Below are 12,239 nucleotides of genomic sequence, written 5' to 3'. Positions count from 1 at the left end.
CTGGCGACAACATCGGCGCGCTGCTGCGCGGCACGAAGCGCGAGGACGTCGAGCGCGGGCAGATCCTGTGCAAGCCGGGTTCGGTGAAGCCGCACACCAAGTTCAAGGCCGAGGCCTACATCCTGACGAAGGAGGAGGGCGGTCGTCATACGCCGTTCTTCACCAACTACCGCCCGCAGTTCTACTTCCGCACGACGGACGTGACCGGCGTGGTGCACCTGCCTGAGGGCACCGAGATGGTGATGCCTGGCGACAACATCGCCATGGAAGTGCACCTGATCGTGCCGATCGCGATGGAGGAGAAGCTGCGCTTCGCCATCCGCGAAGGCGGCCGCACCGTCGGTGCCGGCGTCGTCGCAAGCATCATCGCGTAACGCGTTTTCGTGAGGGCGAAGGCCCTACCGGGCCTTTGCCTTTTCACGTCACGGAGAACACAAGACCATGAACGGTCAGAACATCCGGATCCGCCTCAAGGCGTTCGATCACCGCATCCTCGACGCTTCGACGCGCGAGATCGTGTCGACGGCCAAGAGGACGGGCGCCCAGGTCCGCGGGCCCATCCCGCTGCCCACGCTCATCGAGAAGTTCACGGTCAACCGCTCGCCGCACATCGACAAGAAGTCGCGCGAGCAGTTTGAGATGCGGACCCACAAGCGGGTTCTCGATATCGTCGACCCGACCCCTCAGACGGTCGACGCCCTGATGAAGCTTGATCTCGCCGCCGGCGTCGACGTCGAAATCAAGTTGTAAGTTGACCATGGTCCAGACGGCGATCCGCTATTCCCGTCGTCCGGCCATGTTCTGATCTTTAGCCGGGTCCTCTGTCTCCTGCGTTTTGGCAGGATGAACATGACCCCAAGGGAAGGTATGCACCGATGCGTTCCGGTGTGATTGCACAGAAAGTCGGGATGACCCGCATCTTCACGGATGCCGGCGAACATATCCCGGTCACCGTGCTGAAGCTCGATAACTGCCAGGTTGTCGCGCATCGTACGGTTGAGAAGAACGGCTATGTCGCCGTTCAGCTCGGGTCGGGCTTGGCCAAGGTCAAGAACGTCTCGAAGGCTGAGCGCGGCCATTTCGCCGTCGCCAAGGTCGAGCCCAAGCGCAAGATCGTCGAGTTCCGCGTCAGCGACGACGCGTTGATCCCGGTCGGCGCCGAGCTGACGGCTGACCACTTCGTCGTCGGCCAGTTCGTCGATGTCAGCGGCACGACCATCGGCAAGGGTTTCGCCGGCGGCATGAAGCGCTGGAACTTCGGCGGCCTTCGCGCCACGCACGGTGTTTCGGTCTCGCATCGCTCGATCGGTTCGACCGGTGGCCGTCAGGACCCGGGCAAGACCTTCAAGAACAAGAAGATGCCGGGCCATCTCGGCGCCGAGCGCGTCACCACGCAGAACCTGCGCGTCGTCCAGACGGATGTCGAGCGCGGCCTGATCTTGGTCGAGGGTGCGGTTCCCGGTCATGCCGGTGGCTGGATCCACGTCCGCGACGCCGTCAAGCGCGCGCTGCCCAAGGATGCGCCCCTGCCGGGCAAGTTCAAGGTTGCCGGCGGCGAAACGCAGGCTCCCGCGACTGAGACCGTTGAGGAGAACGCGTGATGAAGCTCGATATCACCACCCTCGAGGGCGGCTCTGCCGGCTCCGTCGAATTGTCGGATGCGATCTTCGGCCTTGAGCCGCGCGCCGACATCCTCGCCCGCATGGTGCGTTATCAGCTCGCCAAGCGCCGCGCCGGGACGCACAAGTCCAAGGGCCGCTCGGAAGTCGATCGCACCCGCAAGAAGATCTACAAGCAGAAGGGCACCGGCGGCGCTCGCCACGGCGCTGCTTCCGCTCCGCAGTTCCGCGGCGGCGGCAAGGCCTTCGGCCCGATCGTGCGCGACCATGCGCATGACCTGCCCAAGAAGGTCCGCGCTCTGGCCCTGCGTCATGCGCTCTCGGCCAAGGCCAAGGGTTCCGAGATCATCATCATCGATGATGCCAAGCTTTCGGAGCCCAAGACCAAGCTGCTGCTCGGCCATTTCAGCAAGCTGGATCTGTCCAGCGTGCTGGTGATCGGCGGCGCCGAGATCGACGTGAACTTCGGCCTGGCCGCGCGTTCGATCCCGAATGTCGACGTCCTGCCGATCCAGGGCATCAACGTTTATGACATCCTGCGTCGCGACAAGCTCGTCTTGACCCGCGCGGCTGTCGATGCGCTGGAGGCGCGTTTCAAATGAGCCAGGCTGCAAAGAATCTGGATCCGCGCCACTACGACGTCATTCGTAGCCCGGTGATCACCGAGAAGGCGACAATGCTCTCCGAGCATAACAAGGTCGTCTTCGAGGTCTCCAAGACTGCGACGAAGCCGCAGATCAAGGCCGCGATCGAAAAGCTGTTCGACGTCAAGGTGAAGAGCGTGAACACGCTCGTCACCGAAGGGAAGATCAAGGTCTTCCGTGGCCGCCTCGGCCAGCGTTCGGACGTCAAGAAGGCAATCGTGACGCTCGAAGATGGTCATTCCATCGACGTGACCACGGGTCTGTGAAGGGAGGATCTGCATCATGGCTTTGAAGAGTTTCAAGCCGACCACGCCGAGCCTTCGCCAGCTCGTGATCGTCGACCGCAGCGAGCTCTATAAGGGCAAGCCGCTCAAGGTGCTGACCGAGGGCAAGTCGTCCTCGGGCGGCCGCAACAATCTCGGCCGCATCACCGTCCGCTTCCGCGGCGGCGGTCACAAGCGCACGCTGCGCCTGATCGACTTCAAGCGTCGCGGCAAGGATGGCATTCCGGCCGTGGTGGAACGGATCGAATACGATCCCAACCGCACCGCCTTCATCGCGCTGATCAAGTACAGCGACGGCGAGCAGGCCTATATCCTGGCCCCGCAGCGCCTCGCCGTCGGCGACAGCGTGATCTCGGGTCCCTCGGTCGACGTCAAGCCTGGCAACGCCGCCCCGATGGGCACGCTGCCGATCGGCACCATCGTCCACAATGTCGAGCTCAAGATCGGCAAGGGCGGGGCGCTGGCGCGGTCTGCGGGCAACTACGCCCAGATCGTCGGTCGCGACCAGGGCTATGTCATCGTCCGTCTGAACTCGGGCGAGCAGCGCCTGATCAGCGGCCTGTGCTATGCGACTGTGGGCGCGGTTTCCAACCCCGACCACATGAACCGGAATGATGGCAAGGCAGGGCGTTCGCGCTGGCTCGGTCGTCGTCCGCATAACCGCGGCGTCTCGATGAACCCTGTCGACCATCCCCATGGCGGCGGCGAAGGCCGCACCTCCGGTGGTCGTCACCCGGTCACCCCTTGGGGCAAGCCGACCAAGGGTAAGAAGACCCGCTCGAACAAGCGGACCGATACGTTCATCGTGTCGAGCCGTCACGCCCGCAAGAAGAAGAACTGAGGTCCGTCATGGCGCGTTCGCTTTGGAAAGGTCCGTTTGTCGACGGATACCTTCTGAAAAAGGCCGAGGTTGCCCGTTCGGCGGCCCGGTCTGAGGTCATCAAGATCTGGAGCCGTCGCTCCACGATCCTTCCGCAGTTCGTCGGTCTGACGTTCGGCGTCTACAACGGCCACAAGCATGTGCCGGTGTCCGTGTCCGAGGAAATGGTGGGCCACAAGTTCGGCGAGTTCTCGCCGACGCGCACCTTCCACGGCCACGCTGCCGACAAGAAGGCGAAGAGGAAGTAAGCCATGGGAAAAGCATCCTTCCCCCGTGCGCTGCCTGACAACGAAGCCATTGCGATTGCTCGCAATCTTCGCGTCAGCCCGCAGAAGCTCAACCTCCTCGCCCAGCTGATCCGTGGCAAGAAGGTCTCGACCGCGCTCGCCGACCTCGAATTCTCGCGCAAGCGGATTTCGCTGGACGTGCGCAAGTGCCTTCAGAGCGCGATCGCCAACGCCGAGAACAACCATGATCTCGACGTCGATGATCTGGTCGTGGCGCAGGCCTTCGTCGGCAAGGCGCTGGTCATGAAGCGTTTCCACGCTCGCGCCCGCGGCCGCGGCGCCCGCATCCTGAAGCCCTTCGCCAACATCACGATCGTGGTGCGCGAAGTCGCGGCGGCCAAGGCCTGAGGAGAGAACGATGGGTCAGAAAATCAATCCGATCGGGCTTCGCCTCGGCATCAACCGCACCTGGGATTCGCGCTGGTTCGCGCAGAAGGGTGAGTACGGCAAGCTTCTGCACGAGGATATGGCGATCCGCGCCGCCCTCATGAAGCTGCTGAAGCAGGCTGCGATCTCCAAGATCATCATCGAGCGCCCGCACAAGAAGTGCCGCGTCACCATCCACTCGGCTCGTCCGGGCGTGGTGATCGGCAAGAAGGGCGCCGATATCGAGAAGCTGCGCAAGACGGTGATGACGCTCACCAAGGCCGATGTTGCCATCAACATCGTCGAGGTGCGCAAGCCCGAGATCGACGCGACCCTGGTCGCCGACTCGATCGCGCAGCAGCTTGAGCGCCGCGTCGCGTTCCGCCGCGCCATGAAGCGGGCCGTTCAGTCGGCCATGCGTCTAGGCGCCGAGGGCATCCGCATCAACTGCTCGGGCCGTCTCGGCGGCGCCGAAATCGCGCGTCTGGAATGGTATCGCGAAGGTCGCGTGCCGCTGCATACGCTGCGCGCCGATGTGGATTATGGTGTGGCGACTGCCTTCACCACCTACGGCACGTGCGGCATCAAGGTCTGGATCTTCAAGGGCGAGATCCTCGAACACGACCCGATGGCCCAGGACAAGCGCATGGCCGATGAGGGCAGCCGTTCCGGCGGTGGCCATCGTCGTGACCACGCCGCGTAAGGCTGATCGAGAAGAGCCATGTTGCAACCAAAGAAGACTAAGTTCCGCAAGCAGTTCAAGGGGCGCATTTCCGGCGTCGCCAAGGGCGGCACGGATCTGAATTTCGGCCAGTTCGGCCTCAAGGCGCTGATGCCGGAACGCGTCACCGCGCGCCAGATCGAGGCGGCCCGCCGCGCGATCACGCGTGCCATGAAGCGCGCCGGCCGTGTCTGGATCCGGATCTTCCCGGACGTGCCGGTTTCGAAGAAGCCGACCGAAGTCCGCATGGGCAAGGGCAAGGGTGCGCCTGAATTCTGGGCAGCCAAGGTCAAGCCGGGCCGTATCATGTTCGAGATCGACGGCGTGCCGGAAGAGACCGCGCGCGAGGCCATGCGCCTCGGCGCAGCCAAGCTGCCGATCAAGACCCGCTTCATCCAACGCATCGCCGAGTAAGGGAGGACGACATGAAGACCGCAAAACGCCTGTCCGACCTGAAGGTCATGAGCGTGGACCTGCTGCAGGAAGAGCTCCTGAAGCTGAAGAAGGAGCAGTTCAACCTGCGTTTCCAGCGCGCCACCGGCCAGCTCGAGAATACCGCTCGAGTCACCGAAGTGCGCAAGGATATCGCCCGCATCAAAACACTGCAGCGGTCCAAGACCGCCGCAGTGAGCGCCTGAGGAGTTTGAGACATGCCGAAGCGCGTGCTGCAGGGCGTCGTCGTCAGCGACAAGCAAAATAAAACAGTTGTGGTGAAGGTCGAGCGGCGCTATACGCACCCGCTCCTCAAGAAGACCGTTCGCCGCACGAAAAACTATCATGCCCACGACGAGGCTCAGGTCTCGAAGGTTGGCGACCAGGTCTGGATCGAGGAGTCCAAGCCCATTTCCAAGCTGAAAAGCTGGGTTGTGCTCGACAACGCTCCCAAGGCGTAAGTCAAATTTGAGGCCAGGGGGCGATCGACCCCCGTCAGTCGTAGTCCCGGCGGCGCTAATGCCTGCCGGGAAACCGCGCTGATATGCATATGGAAGGATCAAGGCCATGATCCAGGTGCAGACGAATCTCGAGGTCGCGGATAACTCCGGCGCCCGTCGTGTGATGTGCATCAAGGTTCTCGGCGGGTCGAAGCGGCGTTACGCCCGCATTGGCGACATCATTGTCGTTTCGATCAAGGAAGCCATTCCCCGCGGCCGCGTGAAGAAGGGCGACGTCATGAAGGCGGTCGTCGTTCGCACCGCCAAGGACGTCAAGCGCGCCGATGGTTCGGTGATTCGGTTCGACCGCAATGCGGCCGTTCTGATCAACAACCAGAAGGAGCCTGTCGGCACCCGTATCTTCGGACCGGTTCCGCGCGAACTTCGCGCCAAGAACCACATGAAGATCATCTCGCTTGCGCCAGAGGTGCTGTAATGGCTGCGAAGATCAAGAAGGGCGACAAGGTCGTCGTGTTGGCCGGCCGTGACAAGGGCAAGGCCGGCGAAGTGCTCCAGGTGCTTCCGAAGGATGCCCGCGCCGTGGTGCGTGGCGTCAATCTCGTCAAGAAGCACACCAAGGCGTCGGCCCAGTCCGAGGGCGGCATCATCAGCAAGGAAGCGACGATCGATCTGTCGAACCTTGCCGTGGCCGATCCGAAGGACGGCAAGCCGACCCGGGTTGGCTTCAAGGTGCTCGACGATGGCCGCAAGGTCCGTTTCGCCAAGCGTTCGGGGGATCTGATCGATGGCTGATAATCAGCAGCAGGCGGCTCTCACGCCGCGTATGAAGAAGCATTACGAGGACGTCGTCCGTCCCGCGATGATCGCCGAGTTCGGCTACAAGAACGCCATGGAAGTGCCGACGATCGACAAGATCGTCATCAACATGGGCGTTGGCGAAGCCACGGCTGACCGCAAGAAGGTCGACAACGCCGCCGGCGACCTCGCCCTGATCGCCGGTCAGAAGCCGGTCATCACCAAGTCCCGCCTCGCCATCGCCGGCTTCAAGCTGCGCGAGAACATGGCGGTCGGCTGCAAAGTCACGTTGCGCAAGACCAAGATGTTCGAGTTCGTCGACCGGCTCGTTACCATCGCCTTGCCCCGCGTGCGCGACTTCCGGGGCCTCAACCCCAAGTCGTTCGACGGGCGCGGCAATTTCGCGCTCGGCATCAAGGAGCACATCGTGTTCCCTGAGATCAACTACGACAAGGTCGACGCCGTGTGGGGCATGGACGTGATCGTCTGCACGACTGCGAAGTCGGACGACGAGGCACGCGCCTTGCTCAAGCACTTCAACTTCCCGTTCCGGCAGTGAGCCTCACCGCTCATACGCGGAAACCAGGAGAGATCGATGGCTAAGAAAAGCTCCGTCGAGAACAACAACCACCGCAAGGCTCTCGTGAAGAAATTCTCGGGCAAGCGCGCGCGGCTTCTCGCGATCGCCAATGACGACAGCCAGTCCATGGACGAGCGGTTCCTCGCTCGCCTCAAGCTCGCTGAACTGCCGCGCAACTCGGCTCCGAACCGGGTGCGCAACCGCTGTGAGGTGACGGGCCGTCCGCGCGCCTTCTACCGCAAGCTGAAGATGTCGCGCGTTGCGCTGCGCGAGCTCGGCAACAAGGGGCTGGTTCCCGGCCTCGTCAAGTCGAGCTGGTGAGGAGGACGCATCGTGATCATTGATCCGCTTGGAGATATGCTGACCCGCATCCGCAATGCGCAGATGCGGCGCAAGTCGCGCGTTTCGACGCCTGGTTCGAAGCTCAGGGCCCGCGTGCTCGATGTGCTTCAGTCCGAGGGCTACATCCGCGGCTACACCCAGACCGAGTTCGGCAATGGCCGGACCGAGTTCGATATCGAGCTGAAGTACCACGAGGGGCAGCCGGTCATCCGGTCGATCTCGCGGGTGTCGAAGCCCGGCCGCCGCGTCTATTCTTCGGTGGAGACGATGCCGCGCGTGGCCGATGGCCTTGGCGTGACCATCATCTCGACGCCGAAGGGTGTGATGCCCGATCATCTTGCCCGCGAGCAGAACGTGGGCGGCGAAGTGCTTTGCAAGGTCTTCTGACCTTCCGCGCCGCTCGTTTTCAGGAGAAATCCAATGTCTCGTATCGGTAAGAAGCCTGTTCCGGTTCCCGCTGGCGTCACCGCCAACGTCGCCGGCCAGCTCGTCAAGATCAAGGGCTCGAAGGGGGAACTCTCCTTCGAGGTGCCGGAGGACGTTTCGGTCGCCATGGATAATGGCGCCATTGCGGTCCAGCCGCGCTCGCAGACGAAGCGTGCCCGCTCGCTCTGGGGCACCTCGCGTGCTCGCGTCGCCAATCTGGTGCTGGGCGTCACCACGGGTTTCGAGAAGAAGCTCGAGATCAACGGCGTCGGCTACAAGGCCGCCGTCAATGGCAAGGTGCTCAAGCTGTCGCTCGGCTACAGCCACGACATCGATTATCCGATCCCGGAAGGTGTCGCGATCGTCACGCCGAAGCCGACCGAAATCGTGATCACCGGCATCGATAAGCAGGTGGTCGGCCAGACCGCCGCCGAGATCCGCGATTATCGCGGCCCCGAGCCCTATAAGGGCAAGGGCGTCAAGTACGCCGGCGAATTCATCTTCCGCAAGGAAGGGAAGAAGAAGTAAGCGCCATGAGCAGCAAGCAGACAGAAAACACTGCGCGCCGTCGGGCTCGCGTCCGCCGCGCCATCAAGGCGGTCGCCAATGGCCGCGCTCGCCTGTCGGTGCACCGCACCGGCAAGCAGATCTACGCCCAGGTCATCGACGACACGAAGGGAGTCACCCTCGCTTCGGCTTCGTCGCTGGACAAGGACATCCGCGCCGACATCAAGTCGGGCGCGAATGTCGAGGCCGCGACCGCGATCGGCAAGCTGATCGCCGAGCGCGCCGTCAAGGCGGGCGTGAAGGACGTGGTCTTCGATCGCGGCTCCTACATGTATCACGGCCGCGTCAAGGCGCTGGCCGAGGCGGCCCGCGAGGGCGGCCTGAACTTCTGACGCGCATTCCGTTCGGCCAGAGACGGCCGGACGAAAGCTGAAGAACTGAGCGTGTTCCTGTCGAGATGTGGAATCCACTCTCGCGGAGCACGCTTCAACGTCGTTCCAACCGGAACGCTCGAGCGAGCGGCGAACGCCTTGGAGCGTCGTCCGCGCAAGTAAGAGGACTAAAATGGCGAGAGAACCTCGTGACCGCGATCGCGAAGAGCGCGATTCGGAATTCGTGGACAAGCTGGTCCACATCAACCGCGTCGCCAAGGTGGTGAAGGGTGGGCGTCGCTTCGGCTTCGCCGCGCTCGTCGTCGTCGGCGATCAGAAGGGCCGCGTCGGCTTCGGCCACGGCAAGGCCCGTGAAGTGCCGGAAGCGATCCGCAAGGCGACTGAAGCCGCCAAGCGTGGTCTCGTCCGCATTCCGCTGCGCGAAGGCCGCACGCTCCATCACGATGTCCAGGGCCGTCACGGTGCCGGCAAGGTCGTGCTGCGCGCTGCCCCGGCCGGTACCGGCATCATCGCCGGCGGCCCGATGCGCGCCGTCTTCGAGGCGGTCGGCATGCAGGACGTGGTGTCGAAGTCGCTCGGCTCCTCGAACCCCTACAACCTCGTCCGCGCGACGTTCGACGCGCTGAAGAACGAGGACAGCCCGCGCGGCGTCGCCGCGCGTCGGTCCCTGAAGGTTTCGGCCCTGCAGACGCGTCGTCGCGATGCTGGCACCGATGCCGCGGCCGAAGTGTGAGGGTGGGATCATGGCAAAAGCTGAAACCACCGTCGTCGTCGAGCAGATCGGTAGCCCGATCCGCCGCGAGGCTTCGCAGCGCCAGACCCTGATCGGTCTCGGCCTGAACAAGATTCGCCGGCGCTCGACCCTGGTCGACACGCCCTCCGTGCGTGGCATGATCGACAAGGTCAGGCACCTCGTCCGCGTCATCGACGTGAAGTGAGGGGAATCGTTCGATGAAACTCACAGACATTCGTGACAACGAAGGCGCGCACAAGTCGCGCATCCGTGTCGGCCGCGGTATCGGCTCCGGCAAGGGCAAGACCGGCGGACGCGGCGTCAAGGGCCAGAAGGCTCGTGCCGGTGTGGCGGTCAAGGGCTTCGAAGGCGGCCAGATGCCGCTCTATCGCCGCCTGCCCAAGCGTGGCTTCCACAACCTGTTCTCCAAGGATCTGAACGAGGTCAATCTCGGCCGGATCCAGCAGGCGGTCGAAGCCGGCAAGCTCGACGCCAAGGGTGCGGTCACGATCGAGGCGCTCGTCGCCGCCGGCGTGATCACCCGTCAGGCGACCGACGGCGTCAAGATCCTGGGCGTCGGCGAACTCAAGGCGAAGCTCGCCTTCGAGGTGGCCGGTGCGTCGAAGTCGGCTGTCGCCGCCATCGAGAAGGCCGGCGGTTCGGTGAAGATCCTGGCGCCTGCCGCTTCACAGGCGTGAGCCAAGCTCTTACATGAGCGTTTGCGAACGGCGGCCGGGCCCGAAGCCCAGGCCGCCGTTTGACTGTTTATGATACCATCCAAGGACCGGACGCATGGCATCGGCGGCTGAACAGCTTGCTTCAAACCTGAATTTCGGCGCGTTCGCCAAGGCGGATGAGCTGAAGAAACGCATCTGGTTCACGCTCGGCGCGCTGATCATCTACCGGCTCGGCACCTATATCCCGCTGCCCGGCATGAATCCCGATGCCGTCTCGGATCTGTTCAAGCAGTCCCAGTCCGGCGTGCTTGGCCTGTTCAACATGTTTTCCGGCGGCGCTGTCGGCCGGCTCGCGATCTTCGCGCTTGCGATCATGCCGTACATCTCGGCCTCGATCATCGTGCAGCTGCTCTCCAGCGTGATCCCGACCTTCGAGGCGCTGAAGAAGGAAGGCGAGCAGGGCCGCAAGGTCCTGAACCAGTACACGCGCTACCTGACGCTGGTTCTCGCGGTCTTCCAGGCCTATGGCATCGGCGTCGGCCTGCAGGGCTCGGGCAATCTCGTGCTGGAGCCGGGTCCGTTCTTCCTGCTCTCGACCACGATCACGCTGGTCGGCGGCACGATGTTCCTGCTCTGGCTTGGCGAACAGATCACCAGCCGCGGCATCGGCAACGGCACCTCGATGATCATCTTCTCGGGCATCATCGCCGAATTCCCGTCGCAGCTCGCCCAGACCCTCGAACTTGGCCGTCAGGGCGCGATCTCGACCGGCCTCCTGCTGCTGATCCTGGTGATGGCGATCTGCGTCATCGCCTTCTGCGTCTTCATGGAGCGCGCCCAGCGCCGGCTCCTGATCAACTATCCCAAGCGCCAGGTCGGCAACCGGATGTATGAGGGCCAGACCTCGTTCCTGCCGCTGAAGCTCAACACGGCCGGCGTGATTCCGCCGATCTTCGCATCCTCGCTGCTGCTGCTGCCGACCACGATTGCGAGCTTCTCGCAGGCTTCGGGCGGCACCGGCTTCCTGTCGGTGATCGCGACCTATCTGGCCCATGGCCGGCCGCTGTTCATGTTCCTCTATGTGGCGCTGATCATCTTCTTCTGCTTCTTCTACACCGCGATCGTGTTCAATCCGGTGGAGACAGCCGACAATCTCAAGAAGCATGGCGGCTTCATGCCCGGCATCCGCCCGGGTGAGCGCACGGCCGAGCATATCGACCGTGTGCTGACGCGCATTACCGTGCTCGGAGCCGGCTATTTGACTATCGTCTGCCTTATCCCCGAGTTCATGATCACCTATGCCCAGATACCGATCATTCTCTTGGGCGGCACGTCGCTGCTGATTGTGGTGACGACGACAATGGATACCGTGGCGCAGGTTCACGGACATTTGCTGGCCCATCAGTATGAGGGGCTGGTCAAGAAGGCCAAGCTGCGAGGGGCGAAGCGCTGATGCGATTGATTTTCTTGGGGCCGCCGGGGGCGGGTAAGGGCACTCAAGCGGCGCGTATCGTCGAAGCGCACGGCATTCCTCAGCTTTCCACGGGCGACATGCTGCGCGCGGCCGTCGCCGCCGGCACGCCGATCGGCATCAAGGCGAAGTCGGTGATGGATTCCGGCGCGCTGGTTTCAGACGATATCGTCATCGGCATCGTCGCCGAGCGAATCGAACATGCGGATGCCAAGAAGGGCTTCATCCTCGATGGCTTCCCGCGCACCCTGGCGCAAGCCGAGGCGCTCGACGCGATGCTGGCGTCCAAAGGGCTCAAGCTCGACAAGGTGCTGGAGCTCAAGGTCGACCAGACCAAGCTCGTCGACCGCATCGTCAAACGCGCCGAAGAGGCGAGGGCGGCCGGGCAACCTGTGCGCAAGGACGACGATCCGGAGGTCTTCAAGACCCGGCTCGAGGCCTATAACCGCGACACCGCGGTCGTCGCTCCCTATTACGCCAAGCGTGGGCAACTGACCGATATCGACGGCATGCAGCCGATCGACGCCGTGACGGCGGCGATCGAGAAGGCCTTGGCGGCCTGCTGATTTTTGCTTTGGCATGATTCTTGGTCGCGGCGGGTTGACTCGTTGCGCCCAAGCGA

The 12,239-nt window shown here is 63.4% G+C and carries 23 protein-coding genes and 1 pseudogene; all 24 read left to right on the top strand.

Annotated elements, in window-relative coordinates; all coding sequences use genetic code 11:
• Nucleotides 1-374 (top strand): annotated as a pseudogene (gene tuf / locus BMZ97_RS28490) (elongation factor Tu); the annotation flags it as partial.
• A 67-nt stretch (nt 375-441) separates the two neighbouring features.
• The gene (gene rpsJ / locus BMZ97_RS28485) at nt 442-750 is read left to right on the top strand and encodes a 30S ribosomal protein S10 (RefSeq protein WP_043237115.1); all 309 of its coding nucleotides are present in this window, start codon (nt 442-444) and stop codon (nt 748-750) included.
• 125 nt (nt 751-875) lie between these two features.
• Entirely contained in the window at nt 876-1,601 is a 726-nt protein-coding gene (gene rplC, locus BMZ97_RS28480; RefSeq protein ID WP_069692155.1) for a 50S ribosomal protein L3, read from the top strand.
• Entirely contained in the window at nt 1,601-2,221 is a 621-nt protein-coding gene (gene rplD, locus BMZ97_RS28475; protein WP_092177816.1) for a 50S ribosomal protein L4, read from the top strand. Before rplC ends, rplD begins: the two co-directional genes overlap by 1 nt.
• Nucleotides 2,218-2,529: a 50S ribosomal protein L23 gene (locus tag BMZ97_RS28470; RefSeq protein ID WP_092177814.1), complete on the top strand. Its 312-nt coding sequence runs from the start codon at nt 2,218-2,220 to the stop codon at nt 2,527-2,529. Before rplD ends, BMZ97_RS28470 begins: the two co-directional genes overlap by 4 nt.
• Nucleotides 2,530-2,545: 16 nt before the next feature.
• Entirely contained in the window at nt 2,546-3,388 is an 843-nt protein-coding gene (gene rplB / locus BMZ97_RS28465; protein ID WP_069692152.1) for a 50S ribosomal protein L2, read from the top strand.
• An 8-nt stretch (nt 3,389-3,396) separates the two neighbouring features.
• Nucleotides 3,397-3,675: a 30S ribosomal protein S19 gene (gene rpsS, locus BMZ97_RS28460; RefSeq protein ID WP_069692151.1), complete on the top strand. Its 279-nt coding sequence runs from the start codon at nt 3,397-3,399 to the stop codon at nt 3,673-3,675.
• Between the two features lie 3 nt (nt 3,676-3,678).
• Nucleotides 3,679-4,062: a 50S ribosomal protein L22 gene (rplV, locus tag BMZ97_RS28455; RefSeq protein WP_092177812.1), complete on the top strand. Its 384-nt coding sequence runs from the start codon at nt 3,679-3,681 to the stop codon at nt 4,060-4,062.
• Nucleotides 4,063-4,072: 10 nt separating this feature from the next.
• Nucleotides 4,073-4,783 (top strand): 30S ribosomal protein S3, encoded by a 711-nt coding sequence (gene rpsC, locus BMZ97_RS28450; RefSeq protein WP_092177810.1) that lies wholly within the window; start codon nt 4,073-4,075, stop codon nt 4,781-4,783.
• 18 nt (nt 4,784-4,801) lie between these two features.
• The gene (rplP, locus tag BMZ97_RS28445; protein WP_069692148.1) at nt 4,802-5,215 is read left to right on the top strand and encodes a 50S ribosomal protein L16; all 414 of its coding nucleotides are present in this window, start codon (nt 4,802-4,804) and stop codon (nt 5,213-5,215) included.
• Between the two features lie 11 nt (nt 5,216-5,226).
• Nucleotides 5,227-5,439 carry a 50S ribosomal protein L29 gene (gene rpmC, locus BMZ97_RS28440; RefSeq protein ID WP_069692147.1) on the top strand — a complete coding sequence of 71 codons (213 nt, stop codon included), beginning with the start codon at nt 5,227-5,229 and terminating at the stop codon, nt 5,437-5,439.
• Between the two features lie 12 nt (nt 5,440-5,451).
• Nucleotides 5,452-5,694, top strand: coding sequence for a 30S ribosomal protein S17 (gene rpsQ, locus BMZ97_RS28435; RefSeq protein WP_092177808.1), 243 nt, complete (start codon nt 5,452-5,454; stop codon nt 5,692-5,694).
• 106 nt (nt 5,695-5,800) lie between these two features.
• Nucleotides 5,801-6,169, top strand: a complete 369-nt coding sequence (gene rplN / locus BMZ97_RS28430) for a 50S ribosomal protein L14 (RefSeq protein WP_054144259.1) — start codon at nt 5,801-5,803, stop codon at nt 6,167-6,169.
• Entirely contained in the window at nt 6,169-6,486 is a 318-nt protein-coding gene (gene rplX, locus BMZ97_RS28425; RefSeq protein WP_043237098.1) for a 50S ribosomal protein L24, read from the top strand. Before rplN ends, rplX begins: the two co-directional genes overlap by 1 nt.
• Nucleotides 6,479-7,048 (top strand): 50S ribosomal protein L5, encoded by a 570-nt coding sequence (gene rplE / locus BMZ97_RS28420; protein ID WP_092177806.1) that lies wholly within the window; start codon nt 6,479-6,481, stop codon nt 7,046-7,048. The genes rplX and rplE overlap by 8 nt, the downstream gene beginning before the upstream one ends.
• Nucleotides 7,049-7,084: 36 nt before the next feature.
• Nucleotides 7,085-7,390, top strand: a complete 306-nt coding sequence (gene rpsN / locus BMZ97_RS28415) for a 30S ribosomal protein S14 (protein ID WP_092177804.1) — start codon at nt 7,085-7,087, stop codon at nt 7,388-7,390.
• A 12-nt stretch (nt 7,391-7,402) separates the two neighbouring features.
• A complete protein-coding gene (gene rpsH / locus BMZ97_RS28410; protein WP_092177802.1) occupies nt 7,403-7,798 on the top strand; it encodes a 30S ribosomal protein S8 in 396 nt (131 codons plus the stop codon).
• A gap of 33 nt (nt 7,799-7,831) precedes the next feature.
• The gene (gene rplF / locus BMZ97_RS28405) at nt 7,832-8,365 is read left to right on the top strand and encodes a 50S ribosomal protein L6 (RefSeq protein ID WP_069692141.1); all 534 of its coding nucleotides are present in this window, start codon (nt 7,832-7,834) and stop codon (nt 8,363-8,365) included.
• Between the two features lie 5 nt (nt 8,366-8,370).
• Nucleotides 8,371-8,736 carry a 50S ribosomal protein L18 gene (gene rplR, locus BMZ97_RS28400; protein ID WP_069692140.1) on the top strand — a complete coding sequence of 122 codons (366 nt, stop codon included), beginning with the start codon at nt 8,371-8,373 and terminating at the stop codon, nt 8,734-8,736.
• A gap of 172 nt (nt 8,737-8,908) precedes the next feature.
• The gene (rpsE, locus tag BMZ97_RS28395) at nt 8,909-9,469 is read left to right on the top strand and encodes a 30S ribosomal protein S5 (RefSeq protein WP_069692139.1); all 561 of its coding nucleotides are present in this window, start codon (nt 8,909-8,911) and stop codon (nt 9,467-9,469) included.
• Nucleotides 9,470-9,479: 10 nt separating this feature from the next.
• Nucleotides 9,480-9,674, top strand: coding sequence for a 50S ribosomal protein L30 (rpmD, locus tag BMZ97_RS28390; protein WP_069692138.1), 195 nt, complete (start codon nt 9,480-9,482; stop codon nt 9,672-9,674).
• A gap of 13 nt (nt 9,675-9,687) precedes the next feature.
• A complete protein-coding gene (rplO, locus tag BMZ97_RS28385) occupies nt 9,688-10,167 on the top strand; it encodes a 50S ribosomal protein L15 (RefSeq protein WP_092177800.1) in 480 nt (159 codons plus the stop codon).
• Between the two features lie 94 nt (nt 10,168-10,261).
• On the top strand, nt 10,262-11,599 hold the full coding sequence (gene secY, locus BMZ97_RS28380) for a preprotein translocase subunit SecY (RefSeq protein WP_092177798.1): 1,338 nt from the start codon (nt 10,262-10,264) through the stop codon (nt 11,597-11,599).
• Complete coding sequence (locus tag BMZ97_RS28375; RefSeq protein ID WP_092177796.1) at nt 11,599-12,183, top strand: adenylate kinase; 585 nt, start codon at nt 11,599-11,601, stop codon at nt 12,181-12,183. Before secY ends, BMZ97_RS28375 begins: the two co-directional genes overlap by 1 nt.
• The last annotated feature ends 56 nt before the right edge of the window (nt 12,184-12,239 follow it).

Origin of the sequence: Allobosea sp. OK403 (genome assembly GCF_900113835.1) — a bacterium.
In the GTDB taxonomy this organism is placed as follows: domain Bacteria; phylum Pseudomonadota; class Alphaproteobacteria; order Rhizobiales; family Beijerinckiaceae; genus Allobosea.
The sequence above is the reverse complement of the archived record's forward strand: the minus strand, read 5'-3'. Positions and strand labels throughout refer to the sequence as shown.

Bases quoted from the DNA above. Each gene is read 5' to 3' on its own strand.
- rpsJ (WP_043237115.1), top strand. From the start codon at position 442: ATGAACGGTCAGAACATCCGGATCCGCCTCAAGGCGTTCGATCACCGC.
- rplC (WP_069692155.1), top strand. From the start codon at position 876: ATGCGTTCCGGTGTGATTGCACAGAAAGTCGGGATGACCCGCATCTTC.
- rplD (WP_092177816.1), top strand. From the start codon at position 1,601: ATGAAGCTCGATATCACCACCCTCGAGGGCGGCTCTGCCGGCTCCGTC.
- BMZ97_RS28470 (WP_092177814.1), top strand. From the start codon at position 2,218: ATGAGCCAGGCTGCAAAGAATCTGGATCCGCGCCACTACGACGTCATT.
- rplB (WP_069692152.1), top strand. From the start codon at position 2,546: ATGGCTTTGAAGAGTTTCAAGCCGACCACGCCGAGCCTTCGCCAGCTC.
- rpsS (WP_069692151.1), top strand. From the start codon at position 3,397: ATGGCGCGTTCGCTTTGGAAAGGTCCGTTTGTCGACGGATACCTTCTG.
- rplV (WP_092177812.1), top strand. From the start codon at position 3,679: ATGGGAAAAGCATCCTTCCCCCGTGCGCTGCCTGACAACGAAGCCATT.
- rpsC (WP_092177810.1), top strand. From the start codon at position 4,073: ATGGGTCAGAAAATCAATCCGATCGGGCTTCGCCTCGGCATCAACCGC.
- rplP (WP_069692148.1), top strand. From the start codon at position 4,802: ATGTTGCAACCAAAGAAGACTAAGTTCCGCAAGCAGTTCAAGGGGCGC.
- rpmC (WP_069692147.1), top strand. From the start codon at position 5,227: ATGAAGACCGCAAAACGCCTGTCCGACCTGAAGGTCATGAGCGTGGAC.
- rpsQ (WP_092177808.1), top strand. From the start codon at position 5,452: ATGCCGAAGCGCGTGCTGCAGGGCGTCGTCGTCAGCGACAAGCAAAAT.
- rplN (WP_054144259.1), top strand. From the start codon at position 5,801: ATGATCCAGGTGCAGACGAATCTCGAGGTCGCGGATAACTCCGGCGCC.
- rplX (WP_043237098.1), top strand. From the start codon at position 6,169: ATGGCTGCGAAGATCAAGAAGGGCGACAAGGTCGTCGTGTTGGCCGGC.
- rplE (WP_092177806.1), top strand. From the start codon at position 6,479: ATGGCTGATAATCAGCAGCAGGCGGCTCTCACGCCGCGTATGAAGAAG.
- rpsN (WP_092177804.1), top strand. From the start codon at position 7,085: ATGGCTAAGAAAAGCTCCGTCGAGAACAACAACCACCGCAAGGCTCTC.
- rplF (WP_069692141.1), top strand. From the start codon at position 7,832: ATGTCTCGTATCGGTAAGAAGCCTGTTCCGGTTCCCGCTGGCGTCACC.
- rplR (WP_069692140.1), top strand. From the start codon at position 8,371: ATGAGCAGCAAGCAGACAGAAAACACTGCGCGCCGTCGGGCTCGCGTC.
- rpsE (WP_069692139.1), top strand. From the start codon at position 8,909: ATGGCGAGAGAACCTCGTGACCGCGATCGCGAAGAGCGCGATTCGGAA.
- rpmD (WP_069692138.1), top strand. From the start codon at position 9,480: ATGGCAAAAGCTGAAACCACCGTCGTCGTCGAGCAGATCGGTAGCCCG.
- rplO (WP_092177800.1), top strand. From the start codon at position 9,688: ATGAAACTCACAGACATTCGTGACAACGAAGGCGCGCACAAGTCGCGC.
- secY (WP_092177798.1), top strand. From the start codon at position 10,262: ATGGCATCGGCGGCTGAACAGCTTGCTTCAAACCTGAATTTCGGCGCG.
- BMZ97_RS28375 (WP_092177796.1), top strand. From the start codon at position 11,599: ATGCGATTGATTTTCTTGGGGCCGCCGGGGGCGGGTAAGGGCACTCAA.